Below are 23,674 nucleotides of genomic sequence, written 5' to 3' on the forward strand. Positions count from 1 at the left end.
AGGTAGGCTTGCGTCATGAATCGTGCGCCGCCCACCATCAATCAAGCTGGCCATGGCCCCCTGCAGGCTTTCCTGCTTGTTTACGGCCTCCTCATCCTTACGGGTAGCCTATATCCCTTCTCGGGCTGGGAAGCCCAGACGGGTTCGCTCTTCAGTTTTCTCACCGCCCCCTGGCCCAGGTACTTCACCCGCACCGACCTGGCCACCAACCTCCTGTCCTACGCTCCCCTGGGCTATGCCTTCGCCCTCTGGTTTTCCCTGCCTGGGCACCGCCTGCGTGGGGTGATCCTGGGGGTGCTGGCGGGCAGCCTGCTCAGTTTCACCTGCGAGGCACTGCAACAACTGCTGCCAAGCCGCATCGCTTCCAACCTGGATCTGCTGGTGAACGTCCTGGGCGTCCTGCTGGGTGCCCTGCTGGCCATCCACCACCGCCGCTGGCTGCGCGCCTTCAGCGCCATGAAGCGCTGGCGCGGCAACTGGTTCCGGTCGGGCCCCGCCACGAATCTGGGCCTGGGTCTGCTCGCCCTCTGGCTGCTGGCCCAGTTCGCCCTGGTCCCCATTTCCGGCATCGGCTGGCTGCAGTTGCACCTGCGTCCCCTGGACAGCCCACCCACCGACCTGGCCGGCATCAATACGGCCTGGCTGCTGGCACTGTTTGTCGAAATGGTTGCCCTGGGTGCTTTCAGCGGTTGCCTGCTGCGCCCTGGCCGCTACGTGGGCGGCCTCACCCTGCTGTTTTTCGCTGCCTTTTTCTCTAAGCTGCTGGTGGCCACGGTTCTGCTGAAGCTCTCGGTCGCTGGAGGGATTCTGTCCCTGGAAACCCTGGCCGCCTTCATCCTGGCCCTGTGGCTGTTGCTGCTGCCGGATATCTCCCGTGACCGGGTGGTGGTGGCCATGGTGGGCATGGTCTTGATCATGATCACCCGCCTGATCCTGGCCGAGTTTTTTTTCCCCCGCACCAGCGCTCTTAACGTCGTGGGACTGGCAAAACACGTTGCAGCACTCTGGCCTGTTCTCTGTGTGATGTGGCTGGTGAGTTACAGGCAATTTTTCGTGCACACCGCAAAATATCGGCAATAAATCCATGTCCAGGACCAACGCACATGCAGTCGGTTTTTTTTACTGTATCGACCCAGGCACCTTTTCCAGCCAACAGAAATAAGCGCTATCCGTATGATTAATATAGTGAATTATTTGTAATATGATGGCTGGCACGCTATGTGCTTTATATTGCGTCAAGCATGAATGAGAACATTCTCGCGCAAGGAACACATCGTCAATGTTATGGAGCCGATCATGAAACTGAACAAACTTTCCGCCGCATTCCTGTTTGCAGGCCTGGTCGGCGCCGGTACCGCCTCCCATGCCGCCGTGGTCTACAACAACGGCGGCCCCAATGCCGTCAGTGGCAATGACGCGACCCAATGGGTACAAGCCGAGGACTTCAGCCTGGGTGCCGCCACGGACATCGCCAGCGCGGGCATCTACATTGGGGGCTTTGGCGATATCAACGGGTGGGACGGCACCGTCGACTACTTCATCTTTGGTGACACCGGTGGCCAACCCGGCGCCGTGATCACTTCCGGGGCCGGCCAGAACATCGCCTCTTCCGACACCGGAAACGCATGGATCGCTGGCTCTGGGAATAGCTACCTGGTGACTTTTGACCTCGCCAGCACTTTCACTGCCGCCGCCTCCACCACTTACTGGCTCGGCGTCCACCTCTCCAACAACTTTGACCGGGACGACATCTACTGGGTCACCACCGACCCCACCCAGGGCAACGGCCAAGAGTCCGACGGCGGCACCTTCAACAACTGGTTTGGCAATGGGCAGGAGCATGCCTTCTATCTGGACGGCGAGCGCTCCCAGGACAATGGCGGCGGCAACGGTGTTCCGGAACCCGCCACCCTCGGCCTGATGGGCCTGGGCCTGTTGGGACTGGCTGCCGCGCGTCGCCGCAAGTCTGCCTAATCCAAACTTCCCCCCAAAAAAACGGCGGCTGCCATGCCGCCGTTTTTATTTGCTTTATAAGTTTTCACCTTCACTGCGCACCAGAGCGCAGGGTGGATCGTCTGTGCCGTGTATGGCGTGACTCCCAGTCAAATCCCGCACCGACCAGGGACCACGCCACCAGGAGCGTGGCAAGGCGTGGCGCATCCAGCATGCTGTCGAACATGCCAACGGTGAGCAGCCCGGCAAGCGATGCAAGCCACGTCCAGGCCAGCCGGTGCCCCCGCCACCCCGCCCTGGCCAGGCGGTAAAGCGCCAGGCCCGTCAGGGTCTGGAACAGCAGCAGTCCCACCCAGCCTTGCTCGAACAACACGTGCACCCACACGTTCTTGATGTGCCAGGGCAGGTGGCTGTGGGTCTTGAAGAACCAGCAGTCGCCGCCGTGGCTGAAATTGCCGTTGCACAACACATCCTGGCCGTCCTGATCCACCAACCTCAGGTTGTCCACATCCACCACGCCCCCCTTGCCCGGGTGGTAAAGGAACAACTCCACCGGTGGCCGGTTCCACCATCCCTCGGCACCCACCTTGGTGCTGGAGAAGGTGTGAGACAGCCGATGCCATTGACCATCACCTGCTACGTCAAAGCTGAACCACTCGCACTGGCGGGAGTTCAGCAGTTGCTTTTCGCATACTGGCGTATCCATGCGGGTGTCGCCCTGGCGACTGCGCAGGTCCACCTCCAGGCGATAGGCCTTGCCTGCGGAAAAGGGGATGCGCTGGGCGTAGTACACGGTCTCGCCGGTGCCCAGGCGGAAATAGGTGTTGCCCTGCTCGTCGGCGAAGCCGAAGCTTGCGGGCTGCTTGTCCACCGGGCCCCGTTCCTGGTACATGCGCGGAAAACTGCCCAGGCCCATGCCGAACAGTTGCGCCCCCACCGTGCCATCCATCATGTCCAGAACTTCGCCCCAATGGTCCACACGGGTCTGCCAGTCCTCTGCGGTTTTGGCGAAGCGCTGCTGGAAATGCCCCACTCCCACCCCGCCGGCCAGCACCATGCCCACCACCACCAGCATGGCCACCGGCGCCACGTAGCGCCGGCCATGACTGCGCATGCCGAGGCGCGCGCTGGCCAACGCCAGGATGGCTATCACAATCCCCAGGGCCAGCACGCCGCCACGGGCGACCGTGTACAGCATGACGTAGGCGGTCAAGAGCATCACCGGAGCGGTAAACAATAGATGCCTGAACCTGGATGTGGCCAGCCAGAGGAAAGGCAGCGCCGCCACCAGATACGCCTCGATGTGGCCACCCCCGGTGTGCATGCTGGAGAAGGTGGAAACGATGCGATAGGTTTCCAGGCGGTCTTCGAAGCCCACGAACAAGTGGTGCTCCCAGGCGCCAACCAGCCCCACGCCCAGCAGGCCAAGGCCCATGCCCAGGGCCAAACGATGAGCCAGCACTTGCCGGTCCAGCTTGACCCGGTTCAGCCACAGAAAAATCAAGCCGCCCCAAAGCATTCCCTTGGCCACTCTCAACCCGTTGAACGGACTCCAATAACTTGCCATGGCGTTGGCATCCAAGGACGAAAGCGGCAAGACCCCTACAATCAAGCTCGCCAATGCCGAGAGGACTACTAGGACCATAAGCGGCCTGGCGTGGACGCGCATCGATGCTGCATTCCGGGGCCTGCCGCGCAACAGCAGCATGCCGGCGGTTGCCAGCATGAGAAGGTCGAATTCGTCGAAATAGAAACGTCCCGTCCAGGGCGCCAGGTCCAGCAAGGGAAGAGCCGCGGGCACCACCACCATCCAAGCGCGTGGCCAATACCAAAGCACGCCGACATAAAGTGCAAGCGCAATCCCCAGCCCAGCCACGATTGCCCCATGAGGGAAGTTGGCCAATGCAACGAACGCGCCAGCCAACAACAGCAGGCCTGCGCCACGCAGCGCCAGGGAGGGCAATGAGGATATGGTCGCCGACCCTGACGGAGTTTCCTGGGCTGCGCCTTGGTCAGGCACTGCCCCATCGGCCCCTTTCTCTTCCTCCAATAATTTCGTGCCCCCCACCATGGCTGCACCGCCTGCTCCAGCCAGTCGGGTTTGCTCGGCCAGCCACAACCCGGCCCATAGGCCAGGAAGTGTGAACAGCACGTCACGAATGCCTGACCAATTCAGGCCGTTCAAGGACCAATCCAGCAGAATCAGCACTGGAAGAATGACTATGACCCCAAACTGTATGGGCGTCCTCGACCAGACCAGGGAAAGCAGAAACCCAACGACTATCCAGGGCATCGCATTCTTGACCAGCACATAACTGTTCTGGACAACCTGGGCGGGATACCCGGACAACCAGGGCACAAGCCTGGGTCCTCCTTCTTGAAGCGAAGGAAGTAACAGGAACAGCACCGCAAAGAAAAGGAGCCCGGTCCACAAGACTCGAACCACCCGAGAGGATCTGGGAGACAGCCGGGGAATTGACCGTGCAGAAGGAGGAATCAATCTATTAAGGGCACGGCCCGTGCGGCTTGAGACGCCCTATAGTACGACAACAACAGTGACAGTGCCCCTGCCCCCTCAATTCATGACATCACTGAAGGAGCAGGGGCGATTAGAACCGGATTCAGTGACGCCGCACCTTGCGCCGAATCAGGGCCAACGCACCCAGTCCCCCAAGCAACAACCACAAGGTCTCAGGTTCCGGAGCGGGACGAACGATAGTGTTGTAAACGTGATAAGGGCCATTGGAAACCAGGGTCAGGGGGGTCGGCGTATTGAAATTGGGCGTTGCATTCAAGATCACGCACCTGCCTACCCTTTCCACCAAATCAAACTGACGAACGCCGGGGGCGTTGCCTGCGCCTGCCTGTGACTTGAATGTCACCTCCCACTGAGCCAACTGATGTCCGTCCTGGGTAAATGGACCGCTGGTGATCTTGCAGTTCTTTTCAAATTGTTGGCTGGCCAGTGTGCCGGTCAGACCATCCACGTTCGGCCCCTGGTACTCGCCGTTCAAATTGATATCGCGCACCACGACATTCAGTGTTCCCGTCATGGTTAGGGCTACAGCCGGGCTTGCCGCAGCCCTGCAGTCTTGGGCAATGCTCATGCTCATGTTCGCGACCGCATCCCCCAAGGTCACACCGGATTTTGTGTAGGTGAACTCACCGGTTGCACACTTTTCCGCACCAATCACGTATGGCGTATTTGGCGCTTTCTTGAGCCAGAAATTGTAGGAATCGGCAACAGCAGCATCAGCCATGACCATGGCGCCCAGGCCGATCATGATCGCTGCGCTTTGTAGCCAGCCGCGCTTGGAGGAAAGTTGTGAAAGATGGGCAGTCATGGGCACCTCGGTCTGTAGATCAATATCGTGTATCACGATAAAGCAAGAATCGAACCACCCCGTCCATGCCCCATGACTACGTGGCTTGGCCGCATATCAAGGGCGGACGGAACAAATTTTGTAAAAAAAATCGACATGTCATCCACGTACCGAGCTGTATGCCTGGTATTGCAACACCAAGGCGGCAGCAACCAACAGATACAACAATTCCCAATAGGCAATGCTCAAGAACGCGGCCCCTACCAGGTAGGCAACAAGGGACGCGCGTAGTGCCGCAGCCTGGTCGGATATCCATGGGGCCGCAACACAACGCCCCAAAGCAATGAGCCGGCTCAGTTGGAAAAGCGTGGCGATCAATAGGAAACCCCATAATCCCAATCCCACAAGGCCATGTTCAACTGCCATCTGCACATATGCGCTGTGCCAGGCGCGCAGTTCGGCATCTGGGGGGGTGAACAGTATCCAGCTTTGCAGACCGGCGCCAAGCCAGGGGTGGTTCACGGCATACTCCCAACCTACTTGCCAGACAAGCATGCGACTGGCCGCGGAGTCTTCCAATTCTGGCGCCCCCAGGGTTTCCATGCGAGCGAACCAGGCATCAGGAAGCCCAACATAGGCAAAACCGACACCCGCAAACAACAATGGAGCCGCAAGCCACTTGTTGCGGCTCTGCCAAACCAAAAGTACGGCGACAGCACCAAGGCTCAATACCCCTCCCCGGGACCATGAGGACAGCGCAGACGCGAAACCGAGAACGATCAGGCACCCGACGGCGAATCGCGGCCAGCGACCTTGCAGCGATCTATACCAGTAAACGAAGAGGGGGATGGCCATGGTGGTTACGATCGCAAACTCATTGTTGCCACCATAGGCGCTGCCATAAGGGCCATAGACTCTGTCTTGGAAACCGGTGATGAATGCCCAATACCCACCCTTTAGTATGAGCGCGGCAATTGCAAGGGCGATGGTCAACAATAGCCACCGCAACTTTTCTTGGCTATCTATCAACACGAAGACAAGCAACATTGGAGGAAGGATCTTCAATAATTCCAGGAACTTGTCTCTGGCGGGCAAGGGGTTGAGGGCGAAATAGGAGCTAAGACCAAACCATGCCCATATCCCTCCGATCAACACCAACCGCCAATCCCAGAACAGGGGGGGGAAAACGCGCTGCCACCAAAGTTGCCAACCCAACGACAGGAATACCACCCCCATGAGACTTGAATACGCCGGAAATCCGCGCATGAAATCTGCGGCGTAGTTCTGCGGATGCAAGATTCCGATGAAGAGAAGCCCCAACAGCCCAACCCAGGGCAAGCGCCAAGCCATCCATGCCAAGCTCAGAAGCATGATCACAAGAGTCAAATCGCGCATTTTTATTCGAACTCGCTTCTTTAAATAGTGTGCGGCACCTAATGCTGGGTGGGGCGTTGTTGGAGACGCCCCGTTCGCCGAGAAGAACTCCCTCGACCAGTTAGCGCCTTTGCAATCACATACCCCATGATGCCGCCGATAAGTTCCAAAACCCAATCCGTGGTGTCAGGGAATTTCTCGGGAAGAAGCATCTGCCCAAGCTCAATGCCCAACGGGGCGAAAATGAGAACGATGAATACACCTATCCCAGTGGCGGTACGCCACTGCCAGGGCACACCGCCAAGGAACCAAGCAAGCATCGCCCCCAGGGGCGCGAAGAACAGCAGTTTGTGGAACACCTCGGTGATGGCGCGGAATTCCGTGCCGTAGTAATACGTCTGGAAGGGCACCTTGTAGAGAAAATCCAGGCGCTCGCGGAGGAAAGCCCCTTCGGTGAGGAAGTTGAACGGATACCAGAACACCACGGCCAGTACGCCCAGCCACCCCAAGGCCAGCCCCAACGGCAGCCAGTTGATGCCCCGGGAGCCCGGTCTGCCAGAAGCGGTGGCGACCTGCGCGCCATGCCTGCCCGCCACCCGCCCGCCCAGCCAGGCCCCGGCCCACGCCCCCAGGGCACCGGTGAACAGGTCGGTGACGTCGCTGACGCGGGAGTACACGAACAGTTGCAGTACTTCCAGCACCACCACGGTGGCGAAAGTCATCTGCCAGGCCTTCAGGCTGGTGCGCCCCGCATGCATGCGCCAGAGCAGCGCGGGAGGTACCCAAAGGAGGACATCGCTGGCCAGTTCATACAGGGCATAGGCCGGGTCGCCGGGCAGGTGACCGAAGGGAATGAGGTTGAGCTTGCCTTCGCGCCACTTGTGGAAGATTTCCACGCCGCTGATGGTCAGGTCCAGGGGCAAAACGCCGTAAGCGAAGGCGGCGACGATGTAGGCCCAGGCCAGACGTTCCGCCGTCTCGGTGGGTGCCTTGGCCTTGTGCCAGCCCTGGTACCAGTCCACCCAGCGGGGCCCCACGGACCACCAGGCCACCACGCCAAGGAAGCCGCCCAGGGCCTCGGCGAAGATATCGTTCTGGGACACCGTGCGCTGGGGGAAGAACAACTGGGTGAACTCGATGCCCAGGCAAAGGGCCACGGCCGAGGCCAGCACGAACAAGGTGGCCAGAATTCCTACAGCCACACCCCGCCCGTAGGCCAGGGCGCCGGTCCAGAGGAAGGTCAGGGGGATGAAGAGCAAAAGGTTGGCCACCCAGTCGGCCCGGGAGCCGATACCCAGTTGCAGGAAGGGCACATCCCGGAAGCGGGCCATGGCCTCGTCCAGTGGCATGGCCTTGAAGTCCAGGGGCACCAGGCTGCCATAGACCACGAAGGCCAGGTAAAACAGCCCTCCCCAAAACAAGTGCGCGCGGCCGCTGCCTGTGGTCACTGCCCCTCCGCTCCGAAGCCCGATTGCCGTAACCAGGACTTTAGCGGCCCTGCCGTGGCCTGCCCATAGGCCCCCATCAAGTCGTCGGAACGGGATTGGCCGCGAAAATCCTTACTCAAGTCCGGCAGACCGTGCCGCCAGGCAGCTTCGTAAGCACCACCACCCAGACGCCCCGCACGCGGCGTGAAATCCGCCTCTGGCAAAGTCCCATATGGGGAAGCCAGAAACAAGACGGCCCGGTCATAGGCGCCGATCTGGTTGGCCTGCTGGACCCCGCCCTCGATGGCCCGGGCGGCGAACACGGCGTTGCCCCCCACCGCCTGCAGGTAGGCGTTGCCCTCGGGCACCCGCACGGTGATGCCGTTGTTGACGGCCAGAACGGTGTTCTGCAGGACCCTCACTTCCCTGGGCACGTCGTTGTGGGGCTGGATGCGCACCGCGTCAGGCCCCTGGGTGACGAACACGTTGTTGTACAGGGCCACGTTGCCTTCGCCCTGGAACAGGGACTCACCCGGGTTCTGCCAGAACAAGTTGCCGTAGACCAGGTAACGGTCCTCGCTGCCTGGACCGCTGACGGGAAAATGCCCCACAAGGACGTTGGGCCGGACACCGGGGCCTGGCAGGCTGTTCGGCTTGCTGAAGAAGTTGTGGCGGATGATCGTGTCATGCCGGACGTCCGCCTCGGGCATCCATTCCGACCTGGAATTCTGGTGCTTGACCTGGAGGTTGTAGCCCAGGGTGTCCACCACCGCGTTGCCCTCGACGAGCCCTCCGACGAAGGGTGCCCGTCCGTCGGAATTGCCCAGGTACATGCCGGTGCCCACCCGCTCGATCCGGTTGCCCCGGATCATCCAGCCCACCGCCGGGCACTTGGTGGAGATGCCCACGTTCTGCTGGCTGGCGTCGAAGTCGTGGATATGCAGGTTTTCCAGGGTGACGTAATGGGCGAACCGGCCATGGCCCTCGGCCTTGACCCCGTCCACCGACAGGTAGCGGCCGTCCAGTTCCAGGTTGCGGACCACGACATGGGCCACGTCCAGCAAGCTGACGGTGTTGGCGCCGGGACGGGCGAGGAAACGCGCCCTGGCGCCCTGGGACGGCCCCTCCACGACGATGGGGTTGCCCGGCTGGCCTTCGAGACGGTGCAGAGGAAGCCCGCTCGGGTAATCCCCCGCCTCCAGCAACAGCCGGTCGCCGGCCTGGAGCCTGGGCAGGAACTGGCGGTAGGTATCCGGTCCGGCCCGGTAGTCCACCGCCTGGGCCGGAACCCAGCCCGACAGCGCGATCAGGAAGAAGAGGAAGCCAGCTTCGTGGCGCACGGGTCGCCCTCGCCCACCGCCGCCAGATCCAGGCTGTTTTCCAGGCGTCGCACCAGGCAGTGCACGCTCTGGCGGCCGGTATCCAGCACGATGTCCGCCGTTTCCATGTAAAGAGGATGACGCACGGCGTAGAGGTCCTTCAGCTTCTGCAGGGGGTCGTCGGTCTGCAGCAGGGGGCGGTTCTTGTCATGGCGGGTGCGCAGGTACAACTCCTGGGGCTGGCCCCGCAAATAGACCACCGTGCCCCGGCCCTTGAGCCATTCCCGGTTTTCCTGTCGCAGGATGGCGCCGCCGCCGGTGGCCAGGACGATGCCCCGGCGTTGGGTCAATTCATCGATGACGCACATCTCCCGCCGGCGGAAACCATCTTCCCCCTCGATCTCGAAGATGGTGGGGATGGACACGCCGCAGCGGGCGATGATCTCGTGGTCCGAGTCGATGAATTCCAGTTCCCGGTGCTTGGCCAGGAGCTTGCCGATGGTGGTCTTGCCCGCCCCCATGAGCCCCACCAGGAAAACATTGCAGCTGGGAATCATGCTCGGCGATGGGCCAGCAGTCGCTCGACGGCGGCCTTGAGGTCACCGTCCGGCAACACGGAATCCAGGTCACGGAAGGCGCGCACCCCCGCGGCGGACATGCCGGTTTTTTCCGGCCGCTCCGGCACGGACCAATCGGCCCGTACCTTGACCCGCACGCTGTTGACGGGGGCTTCAGCGCGGCTCAAGGCCCGGGCAACACCCTTGGCCTGGGCCCGCACCCGGCTGGCGGCGGCGCCGTTGCCGCAGAAGACGATGGCGGTCTCGCCCTGGATGGCCGCCACGGCACAGGCCCGGGCCACGGCGGCAGGGACCACCCCGGCGAATCGCCGGTTCAGGCCGGCCATGCGTTCCGCCTCGGGCAGGGCCACGGCGAACTGGCGCTCAGCGGCAAGCAGGCCATGCAGGCGTACGAGAGGAAAAGGACGGAAAGACAAGGAAGGCGTTAAGAAAGGCCCAAACAGGGCTATGGTAACATCCGTCGGATTCCGAAAAACCCCCGCAGCCCCCTCTAACTCCCTCATTTTTTTCATGATTTCCAATCTACTTAAGAAGGTCTTCGGCAGCCGCAATGACCGCCTGCTGAAGCAATACCGGGGCAACGTCGCCAAGATCAACGCCCTGGAGCCCGCCACGCAAAAGTTGACGGACGAGCAGTTGCGCGCCAAGACCGGGGAATTCAGGGAACGCCTGGAGAAAGGGGAAACCCTGGACCAGATCCTGCCGGAGGCCTTTGCCGTGGTGCGGGAAGCGGCGGTGCGGGTCCATGGCATGCGCCACTTCGACGTTCAGCTCATCGGCGGCATGGCCCTGCACCAGGGCAAGATCGCCGAGATGCGCACCGGTGAAGGCAAGACCCTGATGGCCACCCTGGCCGCCTACCTGAATGCCCTGCCAGGCAAAGGCGTGCACATCATCACCGTCAACGACTACCTGGCCAGCCGTGACGCGGATTCCATGGGCCGCATCTATGGCTTCCTGGGCCTCACCACCGGGGTGATCCTGTCCCAGCAGGATCCGGAGTCCAAGCAGGCCGCCTACGCCGCCGACATTACCTACGGCACCAACAACGAGTTCGGCTTCGACTACCTGCGGGACAACATGGTGTTCACCCCGTCCCAGCGGGTGCAGCGCAAGCTCAACTTCGGCATCGTCGACGAGGTGGACTCCATTCTCATCGACGAGGCCCGCACGCCCCTCATCATTTCCGGCCAGGCCGACGACAACGTGGCCATTTACCAGGCCATGAATGCCGTACCCGCCCGCCTGGTGCGCCAGGAACGGGACATCAAGGACGACGAGCCGGAAGACCAGCGCTGTGCCGTGGGCGACTACGTGGTGGACGAGAAGGCCCACCAGGTCACCCTCACCGAGCGGGGCCACGAGCAGGTGGAGGCCGCCCTGGTGGAACTGGGCATCCTGGCGCCCGGCACCAGCCTGTACGACGCCGCCAACATCACCCTGATGCACCATGTCTATGCGGCCCTGCGGGCCCATGTGCTGTACCACAAGGACCAGCACTACGTGGTGCAGAACGGCGAGGTGATCATCGTCGACGAGTTTACCGGCCGCCTCATGCAGGGCCGGCGCTGGTCCGACGGCCTGCACCAGGCCGTGGAGGCCAAGGAAGGCGTGAACATCCAGCGGGAAAACCAGACCCTGGCCTCCATCACCTTCCAGAACTATTTCCGCATGTACGCCAAGCTCTCCGGCATGACGGGCACGGCGGACACGGAAGCCTACGAATTCCAGCAGATCTACGGCCTGGAGACGGTGATCATCCCCACCAACAAGCCCATGATCCGGGACGACAAGAACGACCTGGTGTACCGCACCGCCGACGAGAAGTGGAAGGCGGTCATCGACGACCTGCGCGACTGCCACCAGCGGGGCCAGCCCGTGCTGGTGGGCACCACCTCCATCGAGGTGAACGAGTTCCTCTCCGACCTGCTCACCAAGGCCAAGCTGCCCCACCAGGTGCTGAACGCCAAGCAGCACGCCCAGGAAGCCCAGGTGGTGGCCGACGCAGGCCTGCCCGGCGCCATCACCATCGCCACCAACATGGCGGGCCGGGGCACGGACATCGTCCTGGGCGGCAGCATCGCCAAGCGCCTGGACATGATCCGCACCGCCGAGAACCTGGACGACGCCGAGAAGGACAAGCGCATCGCCGAGGAAAAGGCCCAGTGGCAGCAACGCCACCAGGTGGTGCTGGACGCCGGCGGCCTGCACATCATCGGCACCGAGCGCCACGAATCCCGCCGGGTGGACAACCAGTTGCGGGGCCGTTCCGGCCGCCAGGGCGACCCGGGCTCCTCCCGCTTCTACCTGTCCCTGGACGACCCGCTGCTGCGAATCTTCGGCGGCGAGCGCCTGAAGGCCATCATGGAGCGCCTGAAGATGCCCGAGGGCGAGGCCATCGAGCACGCCATGGTCAACCGCTCCCTGGAGTCAGCCCAGCGCAAGGTGGAGCAACGCAACTTCGACATCCGCAAGCAATTGCTGGAATACGACGACGTGGCCAACGACCAGCGCAAGGTCATCTATTCCCAGCGCAACGAACTGCTGGAGACTGACGACGTCTCGGTCGGCGTCAAGGGCATGCACGCCCAGGTGCTCAACGACACCATCAACGAGCACATGCCGCCGGGCAGCATGGCCGAGCAATGGGACGTGGAGGGCCTCACCCGGGCCCTGTCCAGCGATTTCCTGCTGGACTGCCCCGTGCAGAAGTGGCTGGACGAGGACGAGAAACTTGACGAGCAGGGCGTACGGGACCGGGTGGTGCAGGTTGCCGCCGACTCTTATGCCCAGAAGGAAACCCTGGCCGGGACGGAAAACATTCGCCACTTCGAGCGCGCCATCCTGCTGCAGTCCCTGGACAGCCACTGGCGCGAGCACCTGGCCGCCATGGATCACCTGCGCCAGGGCATCCACCTGCGGGGCTACGCCCAGAAGAACCCCAAGCAGGAATACAAGCGGGAGGCCTTCGAACTGTTCGAGCGCATGCTTTCCACCATCACCCGGGAAGTGGCCCAGGTCACCCTCACGGTGCAGATCAAGAGCGAGGCCGACGTGGAGGCCGTGGAAAGCCAGGAACCCCCCGTCAGCAACGTGCAGTACCACCATGCCGACTACGACGAGGCCCTGGGCAGCGGCGAGGGGGAAGAGGCCGCGGGTGGCCAGCAACCCCAGCACCGCGCCTTCCCCAAGGTGGGACGCAACGACCCCTGCCCCTGCGGCTCCGGCAAGAAGTACAAGCACTGCCACGGGCAACTCCAGTAGGCAGTTGGCCGTCTTCAGTTGGCAGCAAACCGCATGGTTTTCTGCCAACTGCCTGCTGATGACTGCCGACTTGTTCAATACGCCGATAAACCTGACAATATCAGTCAACATTTATCCGAGTCATGCGATGCCCTACTACATCTACAAGATCGGCCCCCTGAACATCCTGGAAAAACAGGGCCAGGCGGACAGCTTCAAGGAAGCCAAGGCTGCCGCCAACGACCTGCGCAAGCAGTTGGACCCCAATGCCGGGCAGACCATCAAGATGATCTTCGCCGAGAACGAACTCCAGGCGGAAGACACCCTGTCCCAACCCCGTGAACTGGACCCCAGCCTGGCCGGGGACGACTACTGAATCAAGTCACCAGCCATCAGTTGGCAGAGTGCAGAAATGGCATTCGAGAATCTTGAAGTCTGGAAACGTTCAGCGAGATTGTCTGCAAACATTTTCAAATCCCTGCGGGATTGCCCCGACTTCGGTTTTCGTGACCAGATCACGCGATCCAGATTATCCATACCCTCCAACATTGCCGAAGGCATGGAGCGAAGTTTACCCAGGGAAAAACGTCGTTACCTGGACAATGCCAAAGGCTCCTGCGGTGAACTGCGCACCCAGATTTACATCGGCATGGAAATCAACCACGTCAGTAAAGATTTGGGCACTGGCTGGGTTCAAGAAACCAAGGAGATCAGCGCGATGCTGGTAGGTTTGATACACACGCTGCCAACTGCAGACTGCAAACTTTCGACTTGATCATGTCCGGCTACAACGAAACCGCCTACAAGGAAGCCCGGGACTCCATCATCTCCCTTAAGTGCCCCTTCGAACGGGCCCTGCTGTCCCGATGCGTGAACTGCTCCGCCGCCAAGCGCCTGTTGCTGGCGGAACGGGAAGCCATCACCTGCTCGGACGAAGAGGCCAACAACCGCTGCAAGGCCTTTCACGAAGCCCTGCACCACAATGCCCGCTTCGCCCTGCACATGGATCCGGACCAGCCCTGGCCCTTCGCCAAGGAAATCCGCGCCCAGTGCGGCGGCATCCGCGGCCTGCAGGCCGCCATGGGCTACGAGGGGGCGGAATCCGCCGACGTGGCCGCCCTGGTTCGGGAAGGCCAGCAACGCTTCAAGCGCATCGACGCATTTCCCTACTCGGAGATCATGCGCGGCGTGGTGCACTACGAACCGCGCAAGAAGCGCCCCTAGGCGCCAAGGTTCACGCAGCCCGGAGAAGTCCGGCAAGTCCGTGAACATGGGGGCTTCCCGGGCTCGGCCCAAGGCCTCCTCCAGGCTACAGTCAGAGCCGATCCATACGGCGGCAGGCGGACGGCGGCTTGATGCCCCGCCCCAGCGCCATCACCTTGAACAGTTCCCCCATCTCGTGGGGCTGCACCAGCTTCTGCACCGCCAGGGCTGAGCGGATGTAATCCGGTGTGCCCGGCGTCATGGCCGTCATCAAGTCCAGCAGGCCCCCATCCAGCAGGAAACGGCCCTGACTGGCATAACCCAGCAAGTCCATCCCGGCCATTTCGGCCGCCTCGGAGATGGCGGTGAAATCCACATGGGCGGTGATGTCCGCCAGCCCCGGCAGGAAGAAGGGATCGTCCAGGCTGTGGTGGCGGTAATGGACCTTCAGGGTGCCCTGGTGCCGCTGGGCATGGTAGTACTCGGCGCGACTGAAGCCGTAGTCCGGCAACAGCATCAACCCCCATTCCAGACAGGCGGCCAGGCTGGCGATGAGGGCGGCGGCGGCCAGACTCACTTCCGTGAGGTAGGGGGCTGACACCGGCAACCGCGCCACTGCCACATCCAAGGCTGACGATGGGATGGGCCTGTCCATCCAGGCGAAGCCATTGCCGGACCAGGACACGCCTCGTTCCATCACGCCCTCCCCAGTCCAGTGCACCAGGTGCACCGGCAGGGCATCCAGCACCTCGTTGGCCAGCACCACGCCCCGCAGCTTGTCCGGCAGGACATCCAGCCAGTCCACCCGCGCCAATAGATGGGAGGCGTGTTCGGCCAGCACATTCCGTTGGCGCTGGCGCAGGTCCGGGCTCACCTCCAGGATCAGATAGCGCTCCGGCAGATGCTCCATCTGCTCCAGTTCCAGCAGCACGTCCACGGCCAGGCGGCCGCTCCCCGCGCCCAGTTCCAGGATGTCGCCACCGGCCTGGACCAACGCTTCAGCCGCGACCCGGGCCAGGGTGCGGCCGAACAGGGGGGTGAGTTCCGGTGCGGTGATGAAATCCCCGGCCCCGCCGAACTTGGCCGCGCCGCCCGCGTAGTAGCCCAGGCCCGGCGCATATAGGGCCAGTTCCATGTAGCGCGTGAACGGTATCCAGCCTCCCGCCCCCTCGATCTCGTCACGGATGCGACGGATGACCGCCTCGCTGTGGGCCAGGGCTTCCGGGGAAGGGTTTGGTAGGTGTGCTGGCATGATGGCTGTGCTAGGTTTGGACCAATCATAAACGTAAGCCCCTGCATCCCGATTAGCGCCCCATGATCGTCGCCATCCTCGGTGCCGGCCCCTCCGGCATGTCCTGCGCCAATGCCTGTTTGTCCTTCGGACTCACACCGGTGGTCATCGAGCGCGGCGCCCACGTGGGCGGTGCCCAGCGCAGCAACTTCCACACCAATCTCTGGCTGCTGGGTTCCCCCAGCGAAAGCGGCCAGGAGCTCACCCGCCGGCTGGTGGCCCACTACCAGGAACTGGAGGTCACCACCCTGCTTTCCAGCCGCCTGGAGGGCCTGGAGCAAAGCGGCGGGGGGCTCATCCTGCATCTGGATACTCCCCAAGGCCGACGCGACCTGGCGGCCAGCGCCCTGGTCATCGCCAGCGGCATGCGTCCCTACGCCACGCCGGAACTGGCTGCCCTGGCCCAGGCCAGTCCCCGGGTCATCATCGGCCCCCTCAACGACACCATCCGAGACCACGTGCGCGACGCCGACGTGCTCATCCTGGGCGGCGGCGACAATGCCCTGGACCACGCCCTGTTCCTGGCGGAGCGGGGCAACCGCACCCGGGTCTGCACCCGGGGCGAATTCTCGGGCCGGGAAGCCCTCATGGCTGCCTGCCGACAGCGTGGTGAGATCGAGCTGCGGCCCCACTGTAGGCCGGAGCGATTTGAAGCGGAAGAAACCGGCGTCATTGCCCGATGGGCCGACGCTGAACCAGGACGCTACGACTGGCTGCTGGTGATGTACGGCTACAAGCCCAACACCGAGGTAGTGGAGACCTTTGCGCCGGAGCTTCGCCCGGCGCGCATCCCTTCAGGCCACCTGCACGTGGATACCTGGCAGCGCACCTCCGTGCCCGGCATCTATGCGGCCGGCGACGTCACCGACAACGTCCAGCCCGCCATTCCCACCGCCATTGCCCAGGGGCTGGCGGCGGCCAAGGCCATCGAACGGGATTTGAAAACGGGTCGCCTCGGCGGGTAATCAGCTCAGACCATGGTACTGCTTGTACCAGGCAGCCCAGTTGGCCAGGCCCACGGCCAGTTCGGTCCTGGGCTCGAAGCCCACGTCCCGCTTCAGGTCGTCGATGTTGGCGTAGGTGGCCACCACGTCGCCAGGCTGCATGGGCAGGAAATTTTTCTTTGCCTCCTGGCCGATGCTGTCCTCGATGGTCTTGATGAAGGTCATCAGTTCCACCGGCTGGTTGTTGCCGATGTTGTACACCCGGTAGGGGGCGTAACTGGTGCCAGGATCCGGGGCGTCGGTGGTGAAGTCGGGGTTGGGGGTGGCGATCCTGTCCAGCACCCGCACCGTGCCTTCGGCGATGTCGTCCACGTAGGTGAAGTCCCGCTGCATCTTGCCCATGTTGAACACGTCGATGGGGCGGCCTTCCAGGATGGCGGAGGTGAACAGCCAGGGAGACATGTCCGGCCGGCCCCAGGGGCCGTACACGGTGAAGTAGCGCAGGCCCGTGGTGGGCAGGCCATAGAGGTGGCTGTAGGTGTGGGCCATGAGCTCGTTGGCCTTCTTGCTGGCGGCGTACAGGCTCACGGGATGGTCCACGTTGTCATGCACCGAGAAGGGCATGTGGGTGTTGGCGCCGTAGACGCTGGAGGAACTGGCGTAGACGAAGTGCTCCACGCCGTTGTGGCGGCAGCCTTCCAGCAGGTTGCCGAAGCCCACCAGGTTGGTCTGTACGTAGGCGTAGGGGTTCTTCAGGGAGTAGCGCACGCCGGGCTGGGCGGCCAGGTTGATGACCCGGTTGGGTTTCTCGGCGGCGAACAGGTCTTCCACCGTCATGCGGTCGGCGATGTCGCCGCGCACGAACTTGAAGTTGGGATAAGGCTTGAGCTGCTCAAGACGGGCGAGCTTGAGCTTGGGATCGTAGTAGTCGTTGAGGTTGTCGATGCCCACCACCTCGTCGCCACGCTTCAGCAGGATCTGGGCCACGTGCATGCCGATGAAGCCAGCGGCTCCGGTCAAAAGTACTTTCATCTGGTCTGACTCCCTAACAAGATCGCTGGATTCTAGCAGCGGCTAGAATCCGCGCATGCGTGTGTTCTATTCCCTGGCCTGGCTAATGGCCCTGCCCATTGCCTTCCTGTACCTCCTCTGGCGCAGTCGACGGCAGCCCGAGTACCGCCGCCATTGGACCGAACGGCTGGGCTGGGCGCCCGACCTGGCCACGAGCCGCGTCCTCTGGGTCCACGCGGTGTCGGTGGGCGAGACCAGGGCCGCGGCGCCGGTGATCGCAGCGCTGCAGGAACGTTACCCCGACCACGTCCTCCTGCTCACCCACGCCACCCCCACCGGCCGGGCCACAGGCCGGGAGTTATTCGGCGACGGCGTGCGCCAGACCTATCTGCCCTACGACTTCCCCCTGCTGGTATGGCTGTTCCTGCGCCGCACCCGGCCCCGCCTGGGCCTGATCATGGAAACGGAGGTCTGGCCCAACCTGTTCAGTGCCTGCCGCCACCGGGGCATCCCCCTGCTCCTGGCCAACGCCCGGCTATCGGACCGCTCGGCCCGGGGCTACCTGCGTTTCGCCGGCCTGGCCCGCATGGCCCTGGGGAATCTGGCGGCCATCGCCGCCCAGTCGGCAGCGGATGCGGAACGCCTGGAAGGTCTGGGGGCGACGAACGTCGAGGTCACGGGCAATGTGAAATTCGACGTGAATCCTCCCGGTGACACCCAGGCCCGGGCGGCAGACCTGCGCAACCTGTACTCGGGCCGCTTCGTCTTCCTCTGTGCCAGCACCCGGGAAGGGGAGGAAGCCCTGCTGCTGGACGTCCTGGGAGACCTGGGCCTACCCGGCCTGCTGTTGGTCATCGTGCCCCGCCACCCCCAGAGATTCGACGAGGTGGCGGTTCTGTTGCGGGATCGTGGCCTGTCCTTCGTGCGGCGCAGCGGCGGTGGCGCCGCCACATCGGAAACCCGTGTATTCCTGGGGGACAGCATGGGCGAGATGGACGCCTACTACGCCGCCGCCGATCTCTGCTATGTGGGCGGCAGCCTGCTGCCCCTGGGGGGCCAAAGCATGATCGAGCCCGCGGCGGCAGGTTGCCCGGCCCTCATCGGCCCCCACACCTGGAACTTCCTCGAAGCTGCGGAGCAGGCAGTGGCCTGGGGCGCGGCCCGGCGGGTGGCGGATGGGACGGAATTGCGCAAGGCGATGCTGGAACTCCATGACGACGCCCAGGCGCGTCAACGGATGACCGAGGCGGGCAAGGCCTTCGCCCAGGCCAACCGGGGCGCCACTGCGCGCATCCTGGCCCTGATCGAGAAGGCACTGGTTGCCTAGCCTGGAGGAGGCGGTCAAGCCGAATCCGGGGCACTGCAATGAAGACGGGAGAACTCTCCCGGACCCGCCACGCTCCACCGGGCCAAACGCCCGGCGGCCTACTTCTTCAGCAGGGCGTCCAGGGACTGGAGGTCATCCATGCTCAGGGTGCCTGCAGCGGCCTTCAACTGCAGGCCGGACAACAAGGTCTGATAGCGGGCCGAGGCCAGGTCCCGCTGGGTGGAGAACACCAGTTGCTGGGCGTTCAGCACGTCCACCCGGGTGCGCACCCCCACCTCCAGACCCAGCTTGGTGGACTTCAGCTGGGATTCGCTGGACACCAGGGCCTGCTCCAGGGCCTTCACCTGGGCATCGCCGGAAACCACGCCCAGGAAGGACTGGCGTGCACCCAGGGCACTCTGGCGGCGGGCGTTGTCCAGGTCGTAGCGGGCCTTTTCCTGGTTGGCGATGGCCTGCCGGACGCGGGATGTGATGGCCCCGCCCTGGTAGAGCACCCAGCCCAGTTCCACCCCGAGGACGGCGCTCTGGGTATTGGTGGTGGCCAGGCCGGTGCTGGCGTTGCGGTTGTCGCTGTAGCTGGCGGTGAGGTCCAGGGTGGGGTGGTGTCCGCCCCGCTGGCGCTCCACTTCCCGGCGGGCGGATTCCAGTGCCGTCTGGCTGGCGACCACGGACAGGTTGTTGTCCTCCGCCTGCTTCACCCAGGCGTCCATGTCGTTGGGCGCGGGCAGGGGAATCCTGCTGGCGGCATCCAGTGCATCCAGGGCCGGAGCCTGCCGGGCGATGAGCCTCTCCAGGGCGCGGCGCGCCACCTCCAGGTTGTTCTGGGCAGCAATCTCCTGGGAAGTGGCCAGGTCATAGCGGGCCTGGGCTTCATGGGTATCGACGATGGTGGCCACCCCCACCTCGAAGCTTTTCTTCGCCTGGGCCAACTGTTCCACCAGGGCCTGCTTCTGGGACTGGGCCGTGGCCAGGTTGTCCTGGGCCAGGAGCGCGTCGAAATAGGCCTGAGCCACCCGCAGCAACAGATCCTGATCCGCCAGGCCCAACTGCTGTTCCGCCAGCAGCGCAGACAGCTTGGCCTGTTCGTAGCCTTCCAGGTTCTGCTTGCGGTAGAGGGGCTGGCTCAAGCTCAGGCCATAGCCCCGGGTACTGTAGTCCCGGCTGGTGGTGGAAGTCTCCACGTCGTTCTGGCGCAGGTAGCCGGACAGGCTGATGGTGGGGCGCAGCAGGGCCTTGCCCTGGGGCAGGGCCTCCTGGCCGGCCAGGTAGGCCTGGCGGGCCGAGGCATAGATGGCATCGTTTTCCTTGGCCAACTGATAGATGTCGCTCAGGTTGGCGGCGATGGCCTGGCCCATGGCCAGGACGCTGGCAAGGTTCAGTGCAAGGAATAAGGCGGTCGGGCGCATGTTCTTCTCAATAAAAGGGCATGGAGGGGTCCACTTCCTTGGCCCAGGCATCCACGCCTCCGCTCAGGTTGATCACATTCCTGAATCCGTTGTGTTCCAGGAAGCGGGCCACGTGGTAACTGCGCACGCCGTGATGACAGATCACCACCGTCTCCCTTTCCGTGTCCAGTTCCGTCAGGTGGGCGGGCACACTGCCCATGGGCACCAGCCTGGCGTCAGGGATATGGCAGCGCTCGAATTCCCAGAGTTCCCGCACGTCCAGCAACAACGGCGGTTGCCGCTGCGGATCGTCCAGCCATTGTTTCAATTCGATGGGCCGAATCTGGCGCATGTCAGTACGTGCAGGGCCGCCCCAGGCGTATTGACACCCCTAAGGGGGCAGCGAGCGGAGCGAGCATGGGAGGCCGTCCCATATCAGAAGGTGAAACGCTCCGGCTCCAGGGCGTTCACCAGGGGCTTCACCACTGTCTCGAACAGGCTGTCGGTGCGGTAGGAGCCGCTGCTGACGCAGGTCACCAGCTGGGCGCTCATCACCGGGGCCTCGCCGACGATGGCGAACAGGCGGCCGCCAGGGTTCAGGCGCTTGAGGTAGGTCTCGGGCAGCAGGGGCGTGGAACCAGTGAGGACGATGACATCGAACTGGCCGTCCGATTCCCAGTCCCGGGCCGCATCGCCCTGGCGGGTCTGGATATTGGCCAGGCCATGGGCCTGGAACTTGCGCTCGGCTTCAGTTTTCAGGTCGGCATGGAGTTCCACCGTCACCACCACACCGGCCTGGGCCGCCAGCAAGGCGGAGAGATAGCCGCTGCCCGTGCCCACTTCCAGCACACGCTCGTGGCGCTGCACCTGCAGGGACTGCAGGGCACGGGCCTCCACCCGGGGGGCCCACATGGTTTCACCGTGGCCCAGGGGAATCTCCATGTCCACGAAAGCCAGGGACTGGTACACCGGGGGTACAAAGTCCTCCCGCCTCACCTTGAAGAGCAGGTCCAGCACCTTGGGATCCAGCACCTCCCAGGGACGAATCTGCTGTTCCACCATGTTGAAGCGGGCTTGTTCGATATCCATGATCTGGCTATTGGTAAGTGACTGAGCGACTTGCAATTATGCCCCAAGTTCATTACCTTGGCCTCAGCCAGGGGTCTCCCCGTATGGGAGTGAGAAATACCCTTCGAACCTGATCCGGATCATCCCGGCGTAGGGAGGCGCGCTGGACTTCCCCTCCGCCGCACTCCCACCGCCACCCAGGAGTGCAGACATGAACGCCAATCCCCAGCAGTTGGGTACATTCCTCGCCGCCACCGCCCACGTGGACGAGGCCGCCATCCAGCCCCTGCCCAACTCGAAGAAGATCTACGTGCAGGGCAGCCGGCCGGACATCCAGGTGCCCATGCGGGAAATCTCCCAGGCGGACACCCCCACCGGCATGGGGGGCGAGCAGAACCCGCCCATCTACGTGTACGACTGCTCCGGCGCCTACACGGACCCGGCGGCCAGGATCGACATCCGCCAGGGCCTGCCCGCCCTGCGCCAGCAGTGGATCGAGGAACGGGGCGACACCGAGGTGCTGCCCGGCCTGAGCTCCGAATACGGCCTGCGCCGTGCCGGCATGGCGGACCTGGCCGAGCTGCGCTTCCCCGGTCTGCACCGCAAGCCCCGCCGTGCCAAGCCAGGCATGAACGTGAGCCAGATGCACTACGCGAAGAAGGGCATCATCACCCCGGAGATGGAATACATCGCCATCCGCGAGAACCTGCGCCGCCAGGAATACCTGGAACAACTGCGGGCCTCCGGCCCCAAGGGCGCCAGGCTGGCCGATCTCATGGGCCGCCAGCACCCGGGCCAGAGCTTCGGCGCGGCCATCCCCAATGAAATCACCCCCGAGTTCGTGCGCGACGAAGTGGCCCGGGGCCGGGCCATCATCCCCGCCAACATCAACCACCCGGAAACCGAGCCCATGATCATCGGCCGCAATTTCCTGGTGAAGATCAACGCCAACATCGGCAACTCCGCCCTGGGTTCCTCCATCAGCGAGGAAGTGGACAAGATGACCTGGGCCATCCGCTGGGGCGGCGACACGGTCATGGACCTGTCCACCGGCAAGAACATCCACGAGACCCGGGAATGGATCATCCGCAACTCCCCCGTGCCCATCGGCACCGTGCCCATCTACCAGGCCCTGGAGAAGGTGAACGGCAAGGCCGAGGAACTCACCTGGGAGATGTTCCGCGACACCCTCATCGAGCAGGCGGAACAGGGGGTGGACTACTTCACCATCCACGCCGGCGTGCTGCTGCGCTACGTGCCCATGACCGCCAACCGCATGACCGGCATCGTCAGCCGGGGCGGCTCCATCATGGCCAAGTGGTGCCTGGCCCATCATAAAGAGTCGTTCCTCTACACCCACTTCGAGGACATCTGCGAAATCATGAAGGCCTACGACGTGGCCTTCAGCCTGGGCGACGGCCTGCGCCCCGGCTCCATCTACGACGCCAACGACGAGGCCCAGCTGGGCGAACTCAAGACCCTGGGCGAGCTCACCCAGATCGCTTGGAAGCATGACGTGCAGGTCATGATCGAAGGCCCCGGCCACGTGCCCATGCAGCTCATCAAGGAGAACATGGACCTGCAACTGGAATGGTGCGACGAGGCCCCCTTCTACACCCTGGGCCCCCTCACCACCGACATCGCCCCCGGCTACGACCACATCACCAGCGGCATCGGCGCGGCGATGATCGGCTGGTACGGCACCGCCATGCTCTGCTATGTCACCCCCAAGGAGCACCTGGGCTTGCCGGACAAGGACGACGTGAAGGAAGGCATCATCACCTACAAGCTGGCCGCCCACGCCGCCGACCTGGCCAAGGGCCACCCCGGCGCGCAAATCCGCGACAACGCCCTGAGCAAGGCCCGCTTCGAGTTCCGCTGGGAAGACCAGTTCAACCTGGGCCTGGACCCGGACAAGGCCCGGGAATTCCATGACGAGACCCTGCCCAAGGAATCCGCCAAGGTGGCCCATTTCTGCTCCATGTGCGGCCCCCACTTCTGCTCCATGAAGATCACCCAGGACGTGAGGGACTACGCCGCCAGCCACGGTCTCAAGGAAGGCGAGGCCTTGGAGAAGGGGATGGAGGAGAAATCCATCGAGTTCGTGAAGCAGGGGGCGGAGGTTTATCGGAAGGTCTGAATCTACCCACCTTCCCTGCGACGGCCCGGCTGCTCCATGGCAGCCGGGCCGTCGTTGTTTTGAGCGATGAACAAATGATGGGCGGCTT

The 23,674-nt window shown here is 63.4% G+C and carries 21 protein-coding genes and 1 riboswitch; of the genes, 9 read left to right on the forward strand and 12 right to left on the reverse strand.

The window, feature by feature from the left end:
- Window positions 1-15: 15 nt before the first annotated feature.
- Both H6935_08355 and H6935_08360 read left to right on the forward strand, forming a co-directional pair.
- Window positions 16-1,080, forward strand: coding sequence for a VanZ family protein (locus H6935_08355; GenBank protein MCP5278360.1), 1,065 nt, complete (start codon window positions 16-18; stop codon window positions 1,078-1,080).
- Window positions 1,081-1,296: 216 nt separating this feature from the next.
- Complete coding sequence (locus H6935_08360) at window positions 1,297-1,974, forward strand: PEP-CTERM sorting domain-containing protein (GenBank protein ID MCP5278361.1); 678 nt, start codon at window positions 1,297-1,299, stop codon at window positions 1,972-1,974.
- Between the two features lie 70 nt (window positions 1,975-2,044).
- On the opposite strand, the gene H6935_08365 is transcribed toward H6935_08360, so the two are convergent.
- The 7 genes from H6935_08365 to H6935_08395 all read right to left on the reverse strand — a co-directional run bounded on the left by H6935_08365 (window position 2,045) and on the right by H6935_08395 (window position 10,390).
- The gene (locus H6935_08365; GenBank protein ID MCP5278362.1) at window positions 2,045-3,457 is read right to left on the reverse strand and encodes a hypothetical protein; all 1,413 of its coding nucleotides are present in this window, start codon (window positions 3,455-3,457) and stop codon (window positions 2,045-2,047) included.
- 1,117 nt (window positions 3,458-4,574) lie between these two features.
- Window positions 4,575-5,297 carry a PEP-CTERM sorting domain-containing protein gene (locus tag H6935_08370; protein ID MCP5278363.1) on the reverse strand — a complete coding sequence of 241 codons (723 nt, stop codon included), beginning with the start codon at window positions 5,295-5,297 and terminating at the stop codon, window positions 4,575-4,577.
- Between the two features lie 138 nt (window positions 5,298-5,435).
- Window positions 5,436-6,671, reverse strand: a complete 1,236-nt coding sequence (locus tag H6935_08375) for a putative O-glycosylation ligase, exosortase A system-associated (protein ID MCP5278364.1) — start codon at window positions 6,669-6,671, stop codon at window positions 5,436-5,438.
- Between the two features lie 38 nt (window positions 6,672-6,709).
- Window positions 6,710-7,999: a VanZ family protein gene (locus H6935_08380; GenBank protein MCP5278365.1), complete on the reverse strand. Its 1,290-nt coding sequence runs from the start codon at window positions 7,997-7,999 to the stop codon at window positions 6,710-6,712.
- Window positions 8,000-8,094: 95 nt separating this feature from the next.
- Entirely contained in the window at window positions 8,095-9,417 is a 1,323-nt protein-coding gene (locus H6935_08385) for a hypothetical protein (GenBank protein MCP5278366.1), read from the reverse strand.
- A complete protein-coding gene (locus H6935_08390; GenBank protein ID MCP5278367.1) occupies window positions 9,384-9,950 on the reverse strand; it encodes a shikimate kinase in 567 nt (188 codons plus the stop codon). Before H6935_08390 ends, H6935_08385 begins: the two co-directional genes overlap by 34 nt.
- Complete coding sequence (locus tag H6935_08395) at window positions 9,950-10,390, reverse strand: DUF721 domain-containing protein (GenBank protein MCP5278368.1); 441 nt, start codon at window positions 10,388-10,390, stop codon at window positions 9,950-9,952. Before H6935_08395 ends, H6935_08390 begins: the two co-directional genes overlap by 1 nt.
- A gap of 94 nt (window positions 10,391-10,484) precedes the next feature.
- Here H6935_08395 and secA point away from each other — a divergent pair, with 94 nt between their 5' ends.
- The 4 genes from secA (at window position 10,485) to H6935_08415 (ending at window position 14,441) form a co-directional block, all read left to right on the forward strand.
- Complete coding sequence (gene secA, locus H6935_08400; GenBank protein MCP5278369.1) at window positions 10,485-13,238, forward strand: preprotein translocase subunit SecA; 2,754 nt, start codon at window positions 10,485-10,487, stop codon at window positions 13,236-13,238.
- Window positions 13,239-13,365: 127 nt separating this feature from the next.
- Window positions 13,366-13,593, forward strand: a complete 228-nt coding sequence (locus H6935_08405) for a hypothetical protein (GenBank protein ID MCP5278370.1) — start codon at window positions 13,366-13,368, stop codon at window positions 13,591-13,593.
- Between the two features lie 36 nt (window positions 13,594-13,629).
- Complete coding sequence (locus H6935_08410) at window positions 13,630-13,992, forward strand: four helix bundle protein (GenBank protein MCP5278371.1); 363 nt, start codon at window positions 13,630-13,632, stop codon at window positions 13,990-13,992.
- 2 nt (window positions 13,993-13,994) lie between these two features.
- Window positions 13,995-14,441, forward strand: a complete 447-nt coding sequence (locus tag H6935_08415) for a hypothetical protein (protein ID MCP5278372.1) — start codon at window positions 13,995-13,997, stop codon at window positions 14,439-14,441.
- A gap of 91 nt (window positions 14,442-14,532) precedes the next feature.
- Here the strand turns inward: H6935_08415 and H6935_08420 are convergent, their stop codons facing one another.
- Window positions 14,533-15,672 carry an SAM-dependent methyltransferase gene (locus H6935_08420; protein ID MCP5278373.1) on the reverse strand — a complete coding sequence of 380 codons (1,140 nt, stop codon included), beginning with the start codon at window positions 15,670-15,672 and terminating at the stop codon, window positions 14,533-14,535.
- A gap of 62 nt (window positions 15,673-15,734) precedes the next feature.
- Between H6935_08420 and H6935_08425 the strand changes: the two genes are divergently transcribed.
- Window positions 15,735-16,676, forward strand: coding sequence for an NAD(P)/FAD-dependent oxidoreductase (locus tag H6935_08425; protein MCP5278374.1), 942 nt, complete (start codon window positions 15,735-15,737; stop codon window positions 16,674-16,676).
- Here the strand turns inward: H6935_08425 and H6935_08430 are convergent, their stop codons facing one another.
- Entirely contained in the window at window positions 16,677-17,687 is a 1,011-nt protein-coding gene (locus tag H6935_08430) for an NAD-dependent epimerase (protein ID MCP5278375.1), read from the reverse strand.
- Between the two features lie 55 nt (window positions 17,688-17,742).
- Between H6935_08430 and waaA the strand changes: the two genes are divergently transcribed.
- Complete coding sequence (gene waaA / locus H6935_08435) at window positions 17,743-18,993, forward strand: lipid IV(A) 3-deoxy-D-manno-octulosonic acid transferase (GenBank protein MCP5278376.1); 1,251 nt, start codon at window positions 17,743-17,745, stop codon at window positions 18,991-18,993.
- A 98-nt stretch (window positions 18,994-19,091) separates the two neighbouring features.
- Here waaA and H6935_08440 read toward each other — a convergent pair whose 3' ends face one another.
- The 3 genes from H6935_08440 to H6935_08450 all read right to left on the reverse strand — a co-directional run bounded on the left by H6935_08440 (window position 19,092) and on the right by H6935_08450 (window position 21,467).
- On the reverse strand, window positions 19,092-20,399 hold the full coding sequence (locus tag H6935_08440; GenBank protein ID MCP5278377.1) for a TolC family outer membrane protein: 1,308 nt from the start codon (window positions 20,397-20,399) through the stop codon (window positions 19,092-19,094).
- A gap of 7 nt (window positions 20,400-20,406) precedes the next feature.
- Complete coding sequence (locus H6935_08445; protein MCP5278378.1) at window positions 20,407-20,730, reverse strand: sulfurtransferase; 324 nt, start codon at window positions 20,728-20,730, stop codon at window positions 20,407-20,409.
- An 83-nt stretch (window positions 20,731-20,813) separates the two neighbouring features.
- Window positions 20,814-21,467 carry a protein-L-isoaspartate O-methyltransferase gene (locus tag H6935_08450; GenBank protein MCP5278379.1) on the reverse strand — a complete coding sequence of 218 codons (654 nt, stop codon included), beginning with the start codon at window positions 21,465-21,467 and terminating at the stop codon, window positions 20,814-20,816.
- Window positions 21,468-21,526: 59 nt separating this feature from the next.
- Window positions 21,527-21,620, forward strand: a riboswitch (TPP riboswitch).
- Window positions 21,621-21,657: 37 nt separating this feature from the next.
- On the opposite strand from H6935_08450, the gene thiC reads away from it, so the two are divergent.
- The gene (thiC, locus tag H6935_08455) at window positions 21,658-23,586 is read left to right on the forward strand and encodes a phosphomethylpyrimidine synthase ThiC (GenBank protein ID MCP5278380.1); all 1,929 of its coding nucleotides are present in this window, start codon (window positions 21,658-21,660) and stop codon (window positions 23,584-23,586) included.
- Window positions 23,587-23,674 lie beyond the last annotated feature (88 nt).

Origin of the sequence: Thiobacillus sp. (assembly GCA_024235835.1) — a bacterium.
In the GTDB taxonomy this organism is placed as follows: domain Bacteria; phylum Pseudomonadota; class Gammaproteobacteria; order Burkholderiales; family Thiobacillaceae; genus PFJX01.

Bases quoted from the DNA above. Each gene is read 5' to 3' on its own strand.
- H6935_08355 (MCP5278360.1), top strand. From the start codon at position 16: ATGAATCGTGCGCCGCCCACCATCAATCAAGCTGGCCATGGCCCCCTG.
- H6935_08360 (MCP5278361.1), top strand. From the start codon at position 1,297: ATGAAACTGAACAAACTTTCCGCCGCATTCCTGTTTGCAGGCCTGGTC.
- H6935_08370 (MCP5278363.1), bottom strand. From the start codon at position 5,297: ATGACTGCCCATCTTTCACAACTTTCCTCCAAGCGCGGCTGGCTACAA.
- H6935_08375 (MCP5278364.1), bottom strand. From the start codon at position 6,671: ATGCGCGATTTGACTCTTGTGATCATGCTTCTGAGCTTGGCATGGATG.
- H6935_08380 (MCP5278365.1), bottom strand. From the start codon at position 7,999: ATGCCACTGGACGAGGCCATGGCCCGCTTCCGGGATGTGCCCTTCCTG.
- secA (MCP5278369.1), top strand. From the start codon at position 10,485: ATGATTTCCAATCTACTTAAGAAGGTCTTCGGCAGCCGCAATGACCGC.
- H6935_08405 (MCP5278370.1), top strand. From the start codon at position 13,366: ATGCCCTACTACATCTACAAGATCGGCCCCCTGAACATCCTGGAAAAA.
- H6935_08410 (MCP5278371.1), top strand. From the start codon at position 13,630: ATGGCATTCGAGAATCTTGAAGTCTGGAAACGTTCAGCGAGATTGTCT.
- H6935_08415 (MCP5278372.1), top strand. From the start codon at position 13,995: ATGTCCGGCTACAACGAAACCGCCTACAAGGAAGCCCGGGACTCCATC.
- H6935_08420 (MCP5278373.1), bottom strand. From the start codon at position 15,672: ATGCCAGCACACCTACCAAACCCTTCCCCGGAAGCCCTGGCCCACAGC.
- H6935_08425 (MCP5278374.1), top strand. From the start codon at position 15,735: ATGATCGTCGCCATCCTCGGTGCCGGCCCCTCCGGCATGTCCTGCGCC.
- H6935_08430 (MCP5278375.1), bottom strand. From the start codon at position 17,687: ATGAAAGTACTTTTGACCGGAGCCGCTGGCTTCATCGGCATGCACGTG.
- waaA (MCP5278376.1), top strand. From the start codon at position 17,743: ATGCGTGTGTTCTATTCCCTGGCCTGGCTAATGGCCCTGCCCATTGCC.
- H6935_08440 (MCP5278377.1), bottom strand. From the start codon at position 20,399: ATGCGCCCGACCGCCTTATTCCTTGCACTGAACCTTGCCAGCGTCCTG.
- H6935_08445 (MCP5278378.1), bottom strand. From the start codon at position 20,730: ATGCGCCAGATTCGGCCCATCGAATTGAAACAATGGCTGGACGATCCG.
- H6935_08450 (MCP5278379.1), bottom strand. From the start codon at position 21,467: ATGGATATCGAACAAGCCCGCTTCAACATGGTGGAACAGCAGATTCGT.
- thiC (MCP5278380.1), top strand. From the start codon at position 21,658: ATGAACGCCAATCCCCAGCAGTTGGGTACATTCCTCGCCGCCACCGCC.